The sequence below is a fragment of the Streptomyces sp. NBC_00459 genome (assembly GCF_036013955.1).
Taxonomy (GTDB): domain Bacteria; phylum Actinomycetota; class Actinomycetes; order Streptomycetales; family Streptomycetaceae; genus Streptomyces.
Map to the genome: position 1 here is coordinate 6,595,147 of NZ_CP107903.1, position 16,202 is coordinate 6,611,348.

Annotated in this window: 14 protein-coding genes and 2 tRNA genes; 11 read left to right on the forward strand and 5 right to left on the reverse strand. The window is 69.3% G+C overall.

Annotation, left to right across the window (positions count from 1 at the left end; all coding sequences use genetic code 11):
• Positions 1 to 122: 122 nt before the first annotated feature.
• Genes OHN74_RS29230 through OHN74_RS29240 form a run of 3 tightly spaced genes read left to right on the forward strand, consistent with a single transcriptional unit; the run spans position 123 to position 3,261 of the window.
• On the forward strand, positions 123 to 1,796 hold the full coding sequence (locus OHN74_RS29230; protein WP_327697565.1) for a TerD family protein: 1,674 nt from the start codon (positions 123 to 125) through the stop codon (positions 1,794 to 1,796).
• An 11-nt stretch (positions 1,797 to 1,807) separates the two neighbouring features.
• Positions 1,808 to 2,488: an AIM24 family protein gene (locus OHN74_RS29235; RefSeq protein WP_327697566.1), complete on the forward strand. Its 681-nt coding sequence runs from the start codon at positions 1,808 to 1,810 to the stop codon at positions 2,486 to 2,488.
• Between the two features lie 17 nt (positions 2,489 to 2,505).
• Positions 2,506 to 3,261: an AIM24 family protein gene (locus OHN74_RS29240; protein WP_327697567.1), complete on the forward strand. Its 756-nt coding sequence runs from the start codon at positions 2,506 to 2,508 to the stop codon at positions 3,259 to 3,261.
• A 58-nt stretch (positions 3,262 to 3,319) separates the two neighbouring features.
• Here OHN74_RS29240 and OHN74_RS29245 read toward each other — a convergent pair whose 3' ends face one another.
• Positions 3,320 to 3,835 carry an NUDIX hydrolase gene (locus OHN74_RS29245; protein ID WP_327697568.1) on the reverse strand — a complete coding sequence of 172 codons (516 nt, stop codon included), beginning with the start codon at positions 3,833 to 3,835 and terminating at the stop codon, positions 3,320 to 3,322.
• On the reverse strand, positions 3,832 to 5,235 hold the full coding sequence (locus tag OHN74_RS29250; protein ID WP_327697569.1) for a zinc-dependent metalloprotease: 1,404 nt from the start codon (positions 5,233 to 5,235) through the stop codon (positions 3,832 to 3,834). Before OHN74_RS29250 ends, OHN74_RS29245 begins: the two co-directional genes overlap by 4 nt.
• Positions 5,236 to 5,422: 187 nt before the next feature.
• On the opposite strand from OHN74_RS29250, the gene OHN74_RS29255 reads away from it, so the two are divergent.
• The 4 genes from OHN74_RS29255 to OHN74_RS29270 all read left to right on the forward strand — a co-directional run bounded on the left by OHN74_RS29255 (position 5,423) and on the right by OHN74_RS29270 (position 8,596).
• Positions 5,423 to 6,535 (forward strand): SDR family oxidoreductase, encoded by a 1,113-nt coding sequence (locus OHN74_RS29255; protein ID WP_327697570.1) that lies wholly within the window; start codon positions 5,423 to 5,425, stop codon positions 6,533 to 6,535.
• Between the two features lie 156 nt (positions 6,536 to 6,691).
• Positions 6,692 to 7,153 carry a molybdenum cofactor biosynthesis protein MoaE gene (locus OHN74_RS29260; protein ID WP_327697571.1) on the forward strand — a complete coding sequence of 154 codons (462 nt, stop codon included), beginning with the start codon at positions 6,692 to 6,694 and terminating at the stop codon, positions 7,151 to 7,153.
• A 131-nt stretch (positions 7,154 to 7,284) separates the two neighbouring features.
• Entirely contained in the window at positions 7,285 to 7,443 is a 159-nt protein-coding gene (locus OHN74_RS29265; RefSeq protein ID WP_189147013.1) for a hypothetical protein, read from the forward strand.
• Between the two features lie 58 nt (positions 7,444 to 7,501).
• The gene (locus tag OHN74_RS29270; RefSeq protein ID WP_327697572.1) at positions 7,502 to 8,596 is read left to right on the forward strand and encodes a YlbL family protein; all 1,095 of its coding nucleotides are present in this window, start codon (positions 7,502 to 7,504) and stop codon (positions 8,594 to 8,596) included.
• 56 nt (positions 8,597 to 8,652) lie between these two features.
• Here the strand turns inward: OHN74_RS29270 and OHN74_RS29275 are convergent, their stop codons facing one another.
• Positions 8,653 to 9,195: a PPA1309 family protein gene (locus tag OHN74_RS29275; protein WP_327697573.1), complete on the reverse strand. Its 543-nt coding sequence runs from the start codon at positions 9,193 to 9,195 to the stop codon at positions 8,653 to 8,655.
• Between the two features lie 165 nt (positions 9,196 to 9,360).
• Between OHN74_RS29275 and OHN74_RS29280 the strand changes: the two genes are divergently transcribed.
• The 4 genes from OHN74_RS29280 (at position 9,361) to OHN74_RS29295 (ending at position 14,785) form a co-directional block, all read left to right on the forward strand.
• Positions 9,361 to 12,339 carry a UPF0182 family membrane protein gene (locus tag OHN74_RS29280; protein WP_327700324.1) on the forward strand — a complete coding sequence of 993 codons (2,979 nt, stop codon included), beginning with the start codon at positions 9,361 to 9,363 and terminating at the stop codon, positions 12,337 to 12,339.
• Between the two features lie 71 nt (positions 12,340 to 12,410).
• Positions 12,411 to 12,484: transfer RNA gene (locus OHN74_RS29285), tRNA-Met, on the forward strand.
• 206 nt (positions 12,485 to 12,690) lie between these two features.
• Positions 12,691 to 14,499, forward strand: a complete 1,809-nt coding sequence (locus OHN74_RS29290) for a tetratricopeptide repeat protein (protein ID WP_327697574.1) — start codon at positions 12,691 to 12,693, stop codon at positions 14,497 to 14,499.
• A gap of 212 nt (positions 14,500 to 14,711) precedes the next feature.
• Positions 14,712 to 14,785 (forward strand) — tRNA-Met (locus tag OHN74_RS29295).
• A 57-nt stretch (positions 14,786 to 14,842) separates the two neighbouring features.
• Here the strand turns inward: OHN74_RS29295 and OHN74_RS29300 are convergent.
• Together OHN74_RS29300 and hisN are read right to left on the reverse strand one after the other, a co-directional pair.
• Entirely contained in the window at positions 14,843 to 15,235 is a 393-nt protein-coding gene (locus OHN74_RS29300) for a CBS domain-containing protein (RefSeq protein WP_327697575.1), read from the reverse strand.
• A gap of 151 nt (positions 15,236 to 15,386) precedes the next feature.
• Entirely contained in the window at positions 15,387 to 16,187 is an 801-nt protein-coding gene (gene hisN, locus OHN74_RS29305; RefSeq protein ID WP_327697576.1) for a histidinol-phosphatase, read from the reverse strand.
• Positions 16,188 to 16,202 lie beyond the last annotated feature (15 nt).

Consider the following 16,202-nt stretch of genomic DNA (forward strand, 5'->3'; position numbering starts at 1 on the left):
TGGGCGCGTGGTGGTGACGGGGCGTTGTGTACCGGGTTTGTACCGGCTCGGGTCACGTCCGGAATTAGCCGTTAGCCTGACCCGACGCATTCGGCATTCGGGATGGGGGACGGTCGGTACGCATGGCCAGGGAATTCCAACGCGGCCACAAGGCCAGGATCAGTGATCTCACAGCGGGCACGGATCTGTACGTAGGCGTACAGATCTCCGGACCGGGGCTGACCTTCGACATCAGCTGCTTCGGCCTCGACGCCGACGAGCGGCTCTCGGACGACCGGTACTTCGTCTTCTTCAACCAGCCGAAGTCCCCCGAGGAGTCCATCCAGATCCTGGGCGCCCAGGCGGGCGACACGGAGTCCTTCCGCGTCACGCTCGACCGGATCCCGCCGCAGATCCAGAAACTGTCGTTCACGGCCACACTCGACGGCGCCGGACAGATGTCGCAGGTCGCCCCCGGGTACATCCGCATCGTCGCAGGCGGCGAAGAGGTGGCCCGCTACTCCTTCAACGGCTCGGAGTTCACCACCGAGCGTGCCGTGATGCTGGGCGACTTCTACCTGAAGGACGTGTGGCGGTTCGCCGCGGTCGGACAGGGTTTCGACGGCGGCCTCGACGCGCTGCTGAAGAACTTCGGCGGAGAGGTCGCCGAGGAGGAGACCCCCGCTCCGCAGCAGGCCCAGACCGGAGCCGCTCCCGGCTTCGCGCCGCCCGCGTTCGGTGCTCCGGCGCCGGTTCCGGCCGCTCCGCAGCCCGCCGCCCAGGGTTTCGCGCCCCCTCCGGGAGCCACCGCGCCCCCGGCTCCGGCCCCCGCGCCGTCGATGCACGTGGCCCCCACCATTGTCGCGCCCCTGGCACCGCCCGGCGGCGCCCAGGTGCCGCCCCCCGCCCCGGCGCCCGCGCCCTACGCGCAGCCGCAGCATCCGCAGGCCCCGTACGGCCAGCCGCCCGCCCAGACCGGGTCACTGCCCCCCGGCTACGGCCAGCCGCAGGCACCCCAGGCCCCGCCCGGCCCGCCCGGTTACGGGCAGCCGACTCCGCCCCCGGGCTACGGCCAGCAGCCGCCGTTCGGGCAGGTCCCCGGCCAGCAGGCCACCTACGGCGTGCCCCAGGGCGTACCGCAGGGTGCCGGGCAGGGCGCCGGGGTCACAGCCGCGCTCCAGCAGTTCAAGGAGACGCCGACCGGGCAGCGCTGGACCCAGCAGAACAAGAAGCTGATCCGCGTCGACCTGGGGATGGGCGGTCAGCCCGTGCTGGCCCGGCAGGGCAGCATGGTGCTCTACCAGGGCAAGGTCGACTTCAGCTACAAGGGCGCCGGATTCGCAGGCCGCGTCGTGGGCGGTGCGACCGGCCAGGAGATGCAGCTGATGCGCTGTACCGGCCAGGGCCAGGTGTTCCTCGCCGACAACTCCACGATGCTGCACCCCATCGAACTGCAGGGCGACGGCATCTGCGTCTCCGCCGAGAACGTCCTCGCGTTCGACGAGAGCCTCCAGTACGAGGTGCGTCGCGTCGAGGGACACGGCATTCCCGGCGGCGCTCTGTTCACCATGCTGTTCACGGGCACCGGCACCATCGTCGTGAAGACGCACGGCGTCCCGGTCGTCCTGCCCGTCACACCCACCACGTTCGCCGACTGCAACGCCGTGGTCGCCTGGTCCGCCGCCTCCCAGGTGGTCGTCTCCAGCCAGGTACGGATGCGTCGCAACGCCTACCCCGGCGACACCGGAGAGGGCGTCAACCTCCAGTTCCGAGGCGCGCCCGGCAACTTCATCGTCGTCCAGCCGTACGAGGTCTGAGGGAGCCCGTCATGAACCAGCCACTCGCGGGCTACGCTCCCGCACCCGTCACCGCCCGCATGGAGAACCACGGCAACCACATGCTGAAGGTCGCCATGCAGACCGGAAACGACCTCCTCGCGCGCGTGGGGTCGATGGTCGCCTACGAAGGGTTCGTCCAGTACGAGCCCAACCCGCCGGCCGTACGCCAGATCGCCAAGGACTGGATGACCGGCGAGGGCGCACCCCTGATGAAATGCTCGGGGGACGGCCTGCTCTACCTCGCCGACTACGGCGCGAACGTGGTCGTGATCAACCTCAACGGCGACGGCATCTCCGTCAACGCCACCAACCTGCTCGCCTTCGACGCGCACCTCACCTGGGGCGTCGAGCGCGTCAAGGGGCTGGCGAAGTTCGCCGGGCAGGGTCTGTGGAACACCAAGATCTCCGGGCAGGGCTGGGTCGCGCTGACCTCCCGGGGCAAGCCGATCGTCGTCGACTGCGGTGGTGGCGACGACGAGACGTACGTCGACCCGGACGCGCTCGTCGCCTGGTCCCCGAACCTCAAGGTGAAGGGCAAGCGCAGCTTCAAGGCGCAGTCGCTCATCGGCCGGGGCAGTGGCGAGGCCTTCCAGATGGCCTTCTCCGGTCAGGGCATCGTCGTCGTCCAGCCCAGCGAGGACAGCACCGACCGTCTCCGGTTCCGGGGCTGAGGGGGAGCCAGAACGCCATGCAGAGCCCACTTTTCGCGCACAACGACTCGCAGACCCAGGAACGCTGGAGTCTGCAGAACAAGCAGATGCTCCGGGTCACCCTGGAGGGCCACGACGACATCCTCGCCCGCAAGGGCACGATGGTCGCCTACCAGGGTCTGATGGAGTTCGACGCCGAGTACCAGAGCAACAACCAGGGCCGCTCTCGCGCGCACACGGGCGAGGGCCTGGACCTGATGCGCTGCCACGGGCAGGGCACGGTCTATCTCGCCAACCTCGCCCAGCACATCCACATGGTGGACGTGGAACAGGACGGACTGACGGTCGACAGCAGTTACGTGCTGGCGATGGACTCCGGGCTGCACCACGAGGTCATCGCCGTCGACAGCCTGTACGGCATCTCCGGCTCGGGGAAGTACCAGCTCAACATCACCGGCCGCGGCAGGGTCGCCCTGATGACCTCGGGTGCGCCGCTGATGATGCAGGTGACGCCGGACAAGTACGTCAACTGTGACGCCGACGCGATCGTCGCCTGGTCGACCGGCCTGCGCGTGCAGATGCAGGCCCAGACGCACACCTCCGGAGTGTGGCGGCGCCGCGGCAACACCGGCGAGGGCTGGGAGCTCAGCTTCATGGGCAGCGGCTACGCGCTGATCCAGCCCAGCGAGTTGCTGCCGCCGCAGAACGCCCAGATCGGCCAGGGCGCCGCCGCCCAGTTCGGTATGGGACAGCACGGGGCCCGGGCGCAGAACCAGGGCAACGCCTGGAGCTGACCGCCCGGAAAGCAGATGTGTAAGGGGCGACCGCCCATGGCGGTCGCCCCTTACACGTTCACAGTCTGGCGCGGGTTGCTTCCAGCAGTCGTACGACTGAGTCGTCCGCTACGCCCGCCACCTCGGAGTAGGCGAACCAGCGCAGGTCCAGGGACTCGTCGCTGATCGCCTCGACGGCTCCCCGCGGGGCCACGGCGGCGTACTGCACGTCCAGGTGCCAGGCACAGGGCGTGTGATGCCGGTCCAGACGGACCGGAGTGCTCTGGAGCAGACGCAGCGAGGGGATGCCGGACTCCTCCGTGGCCTCGCGGAGCGCGGCGCCGGCGAGCGTGTCGTCGCTCGGCTCGCAGTGCCCGCCCATCTGGAGCCACATCCGCAGCTTCTTGTGGAGTGTGAGCAGGACCCGCTCACGCTCCGGGTCGATCACGAGAGCGCTGGCCGTGATGTGTCCGTCCTCGCAGCCCTTCCACATCCCGTCCGGATGGCCGTCCAGGTGGTCCAGGTAGACCTGTCGGAGATCTCGCTGATCCTCGTACTTCTCCAGCACCTGGACCGCGTTGCCGTGGAGAGTCACTCGGAGTCGTCGTCCTTCTTCAGGTTCGGCTTCTCGGCGGAGCCGCTCGCCGCCTCGCCGAGCATCTTGTCCAGCTCGGAGAAGTCGAGCTGCTCGCGGTGCACGAAGCCGTCCGGGTCGTCCAGGTCGGAGGCCGTCGGCAGCATGTCCGGGTGGGCCCACAGGCCGTCCCGGCCGTCGACACCGCGCGCGTCCGTGAGCGACGCCCACAGACGCGAGGCGTCGCGCAGACGGCGCGGGCGCAGCTCCAGGCCGATCAGGGTGGCGAACGTCTGCTCGGCCGGGCCACCCGTGGCACGGCGGCGGCGCAGCGTCTCGCGCAGTGCGTCCGCAGACGTCAGACGGGGCTTCGCCGCCGCGTGCACCACCGCGTCCACCCAACCCTCGACGAGGGCCAGCGCCGTCTCCAGACGGGCCAGAGCGACCTTCTGCTCCGGGGTGTCCTCCGGCTGGAACATGCCCTGCTGAAGCGCGTCCTGCAGCTGCTCCGGGTTCTGCGGGTCGAACTGGCCGACCACGTCCTCCAGCTTGGCCGTGTCGACCTTGATCCCGCGCGCGTAGCCGTCGACCGCGCCGAACAGGTGCGAGCGCAGCCACGGCACATGGGCGAACAGACGCTGGTGGGCCGCCTCGCGCAGGGCGAGATACAGCCGCACCTCCTCCTGCGGCACACCCAGGTCCTTGCCGAACGCCTCGATGTTCGCCGGCAGCAGCGCGGCCCGGCCCGCCGGACCCAGCGGCAGACCGATGTCCGTCGAGCCCACGACCTCGCCCGCGAGCACCCCGACGGCCTGTCCGATCTGCGTGCCGAACATGGCGCCGCCCATCGAGCGCATCATGCCGATCAGCGGGCCCGCCATGGCCTGCATCTCCTCGGGCAGCACATCGCCCATGGCCGCGCCGACACGCTCGGCGACCGGGTCGACCAGTTCCTTCCAGGCGGGCAGGGTCGCCTCGACCCACTCCGCGCGGCTCCACGCCACGGCGGAGCCGGCACCGGACGGCAGCGACGTCGCGTCGTCCAGCCACAGGTCCGCCAGCCGGACGGCCTCCTCGACCGCGGTGCGCTCGGCGGGACCGATGCTGGAGTCCTTGACGCCGTCGGACGTCCCCTGCGACACCGTCTGGCGCGCGATCTGCTTGGCCATGTCCCAGTTCACCGGACCGCCCTCGTACGAGAGCATCTGGCCCAGCTGCTGGAACGCGGCGCCGAGGTCGTTGGGGTTCAGGGAACCGAACATGGCTGCGAGCGGATTGTCGCCTCCGGGACCGCCGAAGCCGGCAGGTCCGAAACCGAACGGTCCCTGACCACCACCGCTCTGCTGGTCCTTCTTCTTGCCCTCGTCGCCGTTCTCCGGCTCCTCCGGCGGAAGGCCGAATCCGAATGGGGTGTCACTCACGGGATTCCTCGGCTGGTAAGGCCGTCGGCTCTTCGACGGCGGCTGCCCGACAACACCACCCAGCCTAGACACCGTGGCCGGTTGGGGGCTCGGTGCTTCGCCGACTCCTGGCCTGCGGCAGGATGGATGTCACCTGGTACGTACGCGTCACGCGCGTCCTTACTGAAGACAACCGCTGGAGACGCCGGTGAGTTCCCCAGATCCGCAGGTTCGCGCAGCGCGAAACCACTCAACCAATCCGGCCATACGCGGGCCGGTCGTCGCGGTCACCGGCGCCGCGACGGGCATCGGAGCGCTGCTCACCGAGCGGCTCGCCGCGTCCGAGGAGATCAAGCAGGTCGTCGCCATCGACGAGCGCCGCGGCGAGTGCGCGGCGGCGCAGTGGCACATCCTCGATGTACGGGATCCGGCCATCGCCGAGAAGCTGCGAGGCGCCGACGTCGTGGTCCATCTGGCCCTCGATCTGGACCTGGAGACGGACGGGGCGGCCCGTACGGCGTACAACGTGCGAGGAACACAGACCGTGCTGACGGCAGCCGCCGCGGCCGGGGTGCACCGGGTCGTCCTGTGCACGTCCGCGATGGTCTACGGGGCGCTGCCGGACAACGAACTGCCGCTCGCGGAGGACGCCGAGCTGCGGGCGACCGCCGAGGCTACGGGTGTCGGGGACCTGCTGGAGATCGAGCGGCTCGCCCGGCGCGCACCGCGGGCGCATCCCGGGCTCAACGTGACGGTCGTGCGGCCCGCGGTGTTGATCGGAGGCACGGACACCGCTCTGACCAGGTACTTCGAGTCGCCTCGGCTGCTTGTCGTGGCAGGGTCGCGGCCCGCCTGGCAGTTCTGTCACGTCGAGGATCTGTGCAGCGCTCTGGAGTACGCGGTGCTGGAGAAGGTCGAGGGGGAGCTGGCTGTCGGGTGCGACGGGTGGCTGGAGCAGGAGCAGGTCGAGGAGATCAGCGGGATCCGGCGCATGGAGCTGCCGTCCGCTGTGGCGCTGGGCGCGGCGGCCCGGCTGCACCGGATCGGGCTCACACCCTCTCCGGCCGGGGACCTGGCGTACACGATGTATCCCTGGGTGGTGAGCGGGAGCCGGCTGCACGATGCCGGGTGGCGGCCTCAGTGGAGCAACGAGGAGGTGCTCGCGGAACTGCTCGCGGAGGTTGCCGGGCGGCACACGGTGGCCGGGCGGCGGCTCGGGCGGAAGGACGCGACGGCGGCGGGGGCCGCGGGGGCGACGGTGGCGTTGTTGGGTACGGCAGCGCTGGTGCGGCGGGCTCGGAAGGCTCGGCGGCGGATCTGAGGGGTGGGTTGCGGGCGGAGTTTTCTCGCCCCCGCCGCCCCTCCCCGTCCCATCCCGTACCTGGGAGCTGTGCCCCCAGATCCCCCTTTCGCGCTGAAGGCGCTCGTCCTCAAACGCCGGACGGGCTGGGTGCGCCGGGCGTGGCACGATGGGCATATGGCATCCCTCAATGATCATCCCGGTGAGCAGGCGGCTCTGGAGCCCATCAAGCTTGTTGCCGTTCGGGACGAGCCGCTCTCGCTGGATGAGGTTTTCCGGGCTGTGGGAGACGACTCCGCCGGGGGGACCGCCCTGTTCGTGGGGACCGTACGGAATCACGACGGCGGTGCCGACGTCGACGCGCTCGGCTATTCGTGTCACCCCAGCGCCGAGGCCGAGATGCGGCGTGTCGCGGAGAAGGTCGTCGCCGAGTTTCCGGTGCGGGCGCTCGCCGCTGTGCATCGGGTCGGAGACCTGGCCGTGGGGGACCTCGCTGTCGTGGTCGCTGTGTCCTGCCCGCACCGGGGTGAGGCCTTCGCGGCCTGCCGGAAGCTGATCGACGACCTCAAGCACGAGGTGCCCATCTGGAAGCATCAGACGTTCTCCGACGGCACCGAGGAGTGGGTCGGCGCCTGCTGAGCCGGGCGAGTGACCCTGTGCGTGGGGCGTCTCCGGTTGCGTAACCGCCCCCCGGGCGTGAGCGTTGACACGGCGGAGGTTAATCTGCTGATCAGTCAGTTGCGGTCGCTCTTTGGGGTTGGGAGGTCGGCATGGCGGCACTTGCCTGGTTGCTGATTCCGCTTGTGGCTGCGATCGGCGCCGGTCTGTGGGGCAGTTGGGCCAACAGGACGCGCAGGACGCGGGGTGACGGGCCCGAGCTCGACGGCTACGTGCGGTTCCGCGAGGCCATGGAGAAGTCCCGGACCTGAGAGATCGTCCGGGCGGCCCTGACGGTGGGCCGACAGGACCGTCCCGTACTGTCTTGCCATGCCACGCCGCACCGCGACGATGCTCGCCTCCACCCTGATGCTGATCACGCTCCTTTGCGCCGGAGTGTTCATCACCGTGCCGTATTCGGAGATGTCGCCGGGGCCGACCGTGAACACTCTCGGGGACCACGGCGGCGAGCCGGTGCTGCAGATTTCGGGGCGCAAGACCTACGCGACGACCGGGCACCTGAACATGACCACCGTTCGGGTCACCAGCGCCGACTACCGGATGAACCTCGTCGAGGCCGTGTACGGGTGGCTCTCGCACGACAACAAGGTCGTGCCGCACGACACGCTCTACCCGGACGGCAAGACCGAGGAGCAGTCGACCCAGGAGAACGCCGAGGAGTTCAGTCAGTCCCAGGAGAGCGCAAAGGTCGCGGCTCTGAAGGAACTCGGCGTCCCGGTGCAGTCCTGGGTGATCGTGGCCACCGTCCTGAAGGGGTCCCCGGCCGAGGGCGCGCTGCACGCCGGTGATGTCATCAAGGCCGTCGACGGTACGACGGTCAAGGAGCCCGGTGACGTCGCCAAGCTGGTGACCGAGCACAAGGCCGGCGAGAAGGTCGTCTTCACCATCGTGCCCGCCGCGGAGCAGGCCGCCGCCGAGAAGGCGAACCGGGCGGCCACCAAGACGCAGGACGTCACGATCACGACCACGAAGTCCGTCGACGACGGTGCGGAGCGGGCCATCGTCGGGATCTCCGCCGGGACCGACCACACCTTCCCGTTCACCATCGACATCAAGCTCGCCGATGTCGGAGGGCCCAGCGCGGGGCTCATGTTCGCCCTCGGTATCTACGACAAGCTGACGCCCGGAAGCCTCACCGGCGGCAAGTTCGTGGCCGGTACCGGCACCATCGAGGACGACGGCAAGGTCGGCCCCATCGGTGGGATCGAGATGAAGACCGTCGGCGCGCGGGACAAGGGAGCTCAGTACTTCCTGACCCCGGCCGACAACTGCGCGGCGGCCGCCAAGGACACCCCCGAGGGGCTCACGCTCGTCAAGGTGGGCACCATCGGCGATGCGCTGGACGCTCTCAAGGACATCCGCTCCGGCGACACCGGTGATCTGCCGAAGTGCGGTAAGAAGTAGGCGGGAATTTCGGGTGAGCAGTCCTGGGGACCGCTCACCCGCACCTCGTTCCTCCGCTAGTCCGCGAACGTCGCCGACAGTGCCTCCGCCAGGCCCGGCACCAGGCCCGAGCCCGTGAGCACCTCGGTCGCCGCGTCCTTCTCGCGCAGGCGCACCGCCGAGTCCCGTGTGCCGTCGCGCAGGACCGCGACCGTCATCCGGACCTCCTGACGGTCCGGGTGCGCGGCGACCCAGGCCGCCAGCTTCTTGTCGCTCAGTCCTGCCGGAACCGACGCCTCGGCGGACGGCGGGAGCATCAGGCGCTCGACGGTGAGGGCGCAGCCGACCACCGCGTCCGGCCAGGCGATGGTGGCGAGGAACTCGTCCAGCGGCTTGCCCGCCGGGATCTCGTCCTGCTCGATCGGGGTGAGACCGGTGGTCGCCTGCTCGTCCGCCAGGCCGAGCTGGGCTGCGAGAGTGGGTTCCTGGACCCGCAGTCGGGCGGTGTCTACGAGGGCGAAGAGGCGGGCCGGCTGGTCCCAGCCGAGGCCGGAGGCGTACTCGTCGATCTCGAGTACGGCCCGGGTGAGCGGGTTCGCCGCCATGGGAGTGTTGGACATGGTCACAATCCTGCCTCGTTCATGGCCCGAAGCGGGAACCGAGTAAAGCGTGAGTAAGTTGCATAGGTGAGGCCTCTACGATCACGAGGCCTGACGGATGGTCCGCGATCACGGGGGCCTGACGGACCGACAGCGACTTTTGAGGTGCCGACCTTGGCTTTCCAGATGCCGGACCGCGGCGGAGGCCCGCAGGGGCCACGGATCAGAGTGGGCCGCCCGTCCCGGCGCGTCCGGACCCTGCTCATGACATTGGGCGTCCTTGCCGTACTCGGCATGGCGTTCATCATGTTCGCGGGCTTCTGGACTGACTGGCTCTGGTACCGCTCGGTCAACTACTCATCGGTCTTCACGACCACGCTGTGGACCAAGATCGGTCTTTTCTTCGTCTTCGGTCTGCTGATGGCGACCGCGGTGGGGGTGAACATCTGGCTGGCGCACCGGCTGCGCCCGCCACTGAGCGCCATGTCGATGGAGCAGCAGAGCCTCGACCGGTACCGCATGGGCATCGCCCCGTACAAGAAGTGGCTGCTGCTCGGTATCACCGCCCTGGTCGGCCTCATCGCGGGCGCGTCGGCGTCCGGGCAGTGGCGGACCTGGCTGATGTGGGTCAACGGAGTGTCCTTCGGGCAGAAGGACCCCCAGTTCGGTCTGGACGTGTCCTTCTACGCCTTCGACCTGCCCTGGTACCGCTTCATGCTCGGCTTCGGCTTCGCAGCCGCGATCCTCTCCCTGATCGCCGCCGCCCTCACCCACTATCTGTACGGCGGGCTGCGCATCACCAGCCCGGGGGCCCGCGCCACGGCTGCGGCGACCGGTCACCTGTCCGTGCTGCTGGGTATCTTCGTCGCCCTCAAGGCGGTCGCGTACTGGCTCGACCGGTACGGCCTCGCGGTGAAGTCGAGCGACTTCAAGGCGACCGGCAACTGGACGGGTCTGCGGTACGTCGACGCCAACGCCTACCTGCCGGCCAAGACGATCCTGTTCTGCATCGCCATCATCTGCTCGCTGCTATTCTTCGCGACCCTGTGGCGGCGCACCTGGCAGCTGCCCGTCATCGGCTTCGGACTGATGGTCCTCTCGGCCATCCTCATCGGCGGGCTGTACCCGGCGATCGTGCAGAAGTTCCAGGTCCAGCCGAACGAGCAGGCGAAGGAAGCCCCGTACGTCGAGAAGAACCTGAAGGCGACGCGCGAGGCGTACGGCATCGACGGCGCCAAGGTCAGCGAGTACGCCGGCCGCAGTGACACCGAGGACAAGACCAAGCTGCGCGACGACGTCGACGCCACGGCGAGCATCCGCATCGTGGACCCGAACATCGTGTCGCCGACGTTCCAGCAGCTCCAGCAGATCAGGAACTACTACGCGTTCCCGACCAACCTGGACGTCGACCGGTACAGCAAGGACGGCAAGGACCAGGACACGGTCATCGGTCTGCGTGAGCTGAACCTCAACGGCATTCCGAAGAACAACTGGATCAACGACCACTTCCGCTACACGCACGGATTCGGTGTGGTCGCGGCCAAGGGCACGACGGGAGACGCCCAGGGCCGCCCGGTCTTCACCGAGTCCGACCTGCCGTCCACGGGCGACCTCGGGACGTACCAGCAGCGGATCTACTACGGCGAGAAGACCAGCCAGTACTCGATCGTCGGCGGTCCCCAGAAGGAGATCGACTACTCCGACGACACCGGTGAGAAGACCACCAGCTACCGGGGGAAGAGCGGCGTCAGCCTCTCCAACCCGATAAACCGTGCCGCGTACGCCGTCGCGTTCGGTGAGCCGCAGATCCTCTACTCCGGTGCCATCGGTGAGGGCTCGCGGGTTCTGTACAACCGCACGCCCAAGGAGCGCGTCGAGGCGGTGGCCCCCTGGCTGACCATCGACGGTGACGCCTACCCGGCCGTCATCGACGGTGAGATCCAGTGGATCGTCGACGCCTACACGACGACGAACGGCTATCCGTACGCCTCTCGCACCACCCTGGGCGACACGACGGCCGACTCGCTCACCGCCAGCAACAACCAGCGCGCGGTGGTGGCCCAGCAGAACCAGGTCAACTACATCCGCAACTCGGTGAAGGCGACCGTCGACGCGTACACCGGTGAGGTCAAGCTCTACCAGTGGGACACCAAGGACCCGGTTCTGAAGACCTGGATGAAGGCCTTCCCGAACACGGTCGAGCCCAAGAGTGACATCTCGGCCTCGCTGATGGCCCATCTCCGGTACCCGCAGGACCTGTTCAAGGTCCAGCGCGAGCTGCTGACCCGCTACCACGTGGCGGACGCCGAGACGTTCCTCAGCGGTTCCGAGGTGTGGCAGGTGCCGGACGACCCGAGCAACAAGTCGGGCGACGCGGTGCCGCCGTACTACCTGAGCATGAAGATGCCCGACCAGCAGGCGCAGGCGTTCTCCCTGACGACGACGTTCACGCCGAACGGCCGGGACAACCTGAGTGCCTTCATGTCCGTCAACGCCGAGGCGGGGACGAGCGATTACGGCAAGATCAGAATCCTGAAACTGCCGACGAGCGGAACCGTCAGCGGACCCAAACAGGTCCAGAGCCAGTTCAACTCCGAACAGGACATCGCCGAGACCATCAGGCTGCTGAGAGGCGGGGACTCGGAGATCGAGTACGGCAACCTGCTCACCGTGCCGCTCGACGGAGGGCTGCTGTACGTGGAGCCCGTCTACGTACGAGGCAGCGGACTCAAGTACCCGCTGTTGCGCAAGGTGTTGGTGACCTACGACGGCCAGACCGCCTTCGAGGACACCCTTGACGCCGCGCTCGACAAGGTCTTCGGGGCGGAGGGTACGACCACCGAGCCACCGGACGAGGGCGGAGGTACGACGACGCCGCCACCGTCGTCCGACAACCCGACGGTCCAAGAGGCCCTCAACGATGCCCAGAAGGCCTTCGACGACGGCCAGGCCGCTCTCAAGAAGGGCGACTGGGAGGCGTACGGCAAGGCGCAGACAGCCCTTGAGGACGCGCTCAAGCGGGCTGAGGAGGCGCAGGCCGCGGCCGACAAGAAGACCGGCAGCGGTAGCGGCAGCGGTTCCTCCGGTAGTGCGAGCCCCAGTCCCAGCGGTAGTCCGAGCAGCAGTCCAAGCAGCAAGCCCAGCAGTACTTCCACCAGTAGTTAGTGCTGGTCGGGGCCCTGCTGAGGCTGTGGCTCCTGCTCCTCCCGCGCCGTGGTACGGTTTGAACACAACGGCGCGGGGTGGAGCAGCTCGGTAGCTCGCTGGGCTCATAACCCAGAGGTCGCAGGTTCAAATCCTGTCCCCGCTACTGAACGCGAAGGCCCGGATCCTCCAAGGATCCGGGCCTTTGTGATGTGCGAACGCATGTGCCGACCTGGTGAAGGCCGCGCCCACCCGGGGCAGTTGAGGGTATTTGTGTTTCACTTGTCTCTCTGTGGGCATGTCGACAAAACGCTGTAGAGACCTCACTGGCTGCGGTATACCAGGTGTACCCAGGTTGCAGGTGGTGCGACGATGGACGTTATGGGGGACAAGGCAACTCTGTTGGAGACAGGGCGATTTGTGCAGCCTTCCGACCGGGACGAAACCGGCGAGGCGGTAGAAGAGGCACGCACGCGGCTCGCGGCCGAAGCAGGCGACGTCGAGGCGATGAGTGTCCTCGGAGCCATGCTGCTGCGCCGCGGTGATCTCGACGGAGCCGAGCCTCAGCTGCGTGCCGCCACCGCCGCCGGTGACCGTGCCGCGGCCAACAACCTCGGCGTCCTCCTCCACCAGCGCGGGTACGCCGACGACGCCGCCGGATGGTGGCGGATCGCCGCCGTCGCCGGCTCCGCCCCCGCCGCGCACGCGCTCGGCCGCCACCACCGCGAGCGCGGTGACGAGCCGGCCGCCGAGTACTGGCTGCGCCAGTCCGCCGAGCAGGGGCATGTGCTGGGCGCGTACGCCCTCGCCGATCTGCTGGAGCACCGCGGGGACGCGGCCACCGAGCAGTGGATGCGGGTCGCCGCCGAGCGGGGGCACCGGGAGGCCGCGTACCGGCTTGCCCGTGCGCTCGACCGCAAGGCCGCGGAGGGTGCGGAGAGCGCGGGCGTCGAGGACGGTGCGGGTGACAGCGGTGCCGGGGAGGTCGAGCAGTGGTACCGGCAGGCCGCCGCTCGCGGGCATCAGCGGGCCGCACTGCATCTCGGGTCCATTCTGGAGAGGCGTGGTGAGCTCAAGGAGGCCGGGCGCTGGTATCTGACGTCCGCCAAGGACGGCGAGGCACGGGCAGCGTGTGCGCTCGGGTTCCTGCTGCGCGACGCGGGGGACGCCGAGAGCGCCGCCGTGTGGTGGCTGCGGGCTGCCCAGGACGGGGACGGCAACGCCGCCAACGCGCTGGGAGCGCTGCACGCCGAGCGCGGTGAGACCCAGACCGCCGAGCGCTGGTACCGGGCGGCCATGGACGCCGGGGACGTGAACGGCGCGTACAACCTCGGCCTGCTCTGCGCCGAGCAGTCGCGGAACGCGCAGGCCGAGCAGTGGTACCGGCGGGCCGCGTACGCCGGGCACCGCGAGGCGGCGAACGCGCTGGCCATTCTGCTGTTGCAGGGTGGGGACGCGGCGGGGGCCGAGCCGTGGTTCTCCAAGGCCGCCGAGGCGGGCAGTGTCGATGCCGCCTTCAACCTGGGGATTCTGCACGCCGGGCGGGGCGAGGACGTGGCCGCGCTGCGGTGGTACGAGCGGGCAGCCGGCGCCGGGCACACCGAGGCGGCGCTCCAGGTCGGGATCGCCCGGCTGCGGGAGGGCGACGAGCGGGAGGCCGAGCGGTATCTGCGGTGCGCGGCGGGCGGGGGGAGCCCCGAGGCCGCGTACCGGCTGGCCTCCGTGCTCGACGCGCGGCGTCCGCAGGCGCCCGCGCACGAGCTCGGGGAGATCGCGCACGAGAAGACGGAGTGCGAGGAGTGGTACGAGCGGGCGGCTTCCCAGGGGCATCGGCGGGCGCAGGTGCGGGTGGGGATGCTGGCGTCGGCTCGGGGGGACGTGGTGGAGGCGGCTCGGTGGTATCGGGCGGCGGCCGAGGCCGGTTCTCGAAACGGGGCGTTCAACCTGGGGCTGTTGCTGGCCCGTGAGGGGAGTGAGCCCGAGGCCGCGGTGTGGTGGGCTCGGGCGGCCGAGGCGGGGCATGGGCGGGCCGCGTTGCGGCTGGCGCTGGTGTACGCGCGGCGGGGGGAGTTGGCGGAGGGGCAGCGGTGGGCCGATCTGGCGGTGTCGCTGGGGCCGGGGGAGGTTGCGGAGCGGGCGGCTCGGTTGCGGGACGCGTTGCGGGAGGAGCTCTCTGCTTGAGCGGGGGGTGTGTGGTGGGGGTGGGCGTTGGCTTTTTCGCCCCCGCCGCCCCTACCCGTCCCATCCCGTTCCTGGGGGCTGTGCCCCCAGACCCCCCTTCGCGCTGAAGGCGCTCGTCCTCAAACGCCGGACGGGCTGGAAGGTGCCGGCCGGTGCTGAAAGTAAGGGATTTGCCTTTGTCGGTCGGGCTGACGTAACGTTGGGTTTACCGACGCGGGGTGGAGCAGCTCGGTAGCTCGCTGGGCTCATAACCCAGAGGTCGCAGGTTCAAATCCTGTCCCCGCTACTTGAGGCCGAGGGCCGGAGTCCGATACAGGACTTCGGCCCTCGGTGCGTTTTCCGTTCAGGCGGGCGCGTGCTGTCGTAGCGGGGCCCAGCAGCGGATGATGTCGCGGACCGAGACGATGCCCGTGGGCTCGCCGCCGTCGAGGACGATGAGGTGGCGGAAGCCGCCGTGGGCCATCGCGTGTGCGGCCTCCTCCAGGGTCCAGGAGGGCGTGGCGAAGACGACGTCGTTGGTGGTGTGGGCGTGGGCGCGTTCCGCGTCGGGGCTCTGGCCGCGGCCGACGGAGTTGAGGATGTCGCGTTCGGTGAGGATGCCGATCGCGCCGGCGTCCGGGTCGAGGACCACCGCCGCGCCGATACGCCGCGCGGCCATCAGCGAGGCCGCCTGGCGGAGTGTGTGATCGGGGCCGATGGTGAGGACCACGGTGCTCATGGCGTCACGTACGAGCATGGGGTGGAGCCACCTCCTAGAGAGTTCCCGCCCCCTGTTCATTTTTTCACAAGTTCACAAGTGGGGGGAGCTTCAGGGTGGCAGGTAAAGCGACGGTCAACAAGGGGGCGTGTGTGGCTGTTACAGGGCGTACGGGGGCCGGGGCCGGGATCTAGTAGCGCTGATTCAGGTATCCCAGCATCTCGTCGTGCAGGTGGCCGTTCGATGCCGCCGCGTCTCCGCTGTGCGGGCCGGGGCGGCCGTCGAGGCCGGTGAACGTGCCGCCGGCCTCCGTGACGATGATCGCGTTGGCCGCCATGTCCCACAGGGACAGCTCCGGCTCCGCGCAGATGTCGATCGCGCCCTCGGCGACCAGCATGTACGGCCAGAAGTCGCCGTACGCGCGGGTGCGCCACACCTCGCGGGTCAGGTCGAGGAAGCCGCCCAGCACGCCGCGGTCCTCCCAGCCGGTGAGCGACGAGTACGCGAACGACGCGTCCGTCATCTTCGAGACGTTCGAGACGCGCAGCCGGGACGACGAGGAGAGGCTGCGGCCGGTGAACGCGCCGTGGCCCTTCGCCGCCCACCAGCGGCGGCCCAGGGCCGGAGCGGAGACCAGGCCGACCACCGGCTGGTAACCGCCCTCGCCCGCCTCCATCAGGGAGATCAGCGTGGCCCAGACGGGCACCCCGCGGACGTAGTTCTTGGTGCCGTCGATCGGGTCGATCACCCAGCGGCGGGGGCCGGTGCCCTCGATGCCGTACTCCTCGCCGAGGATCGCGTCGCGCGGGCGGGCCCGCTGCAACTGGCCCCGGATCAGGTCCTCGGCGGATTTGTCCGCCTCGCTGACCGGCGTCATGTCCGGCTTCGTCTCGACCTTGAGGTCGAGTGCCTTGAACCGGCCCATCGTCGTGGCGTCGGCGGCGTCCGCCAGCACATGGGCAAGGCGCAGGTCATCGAGATAGTCGGGCATAGGCGAACCGTATCT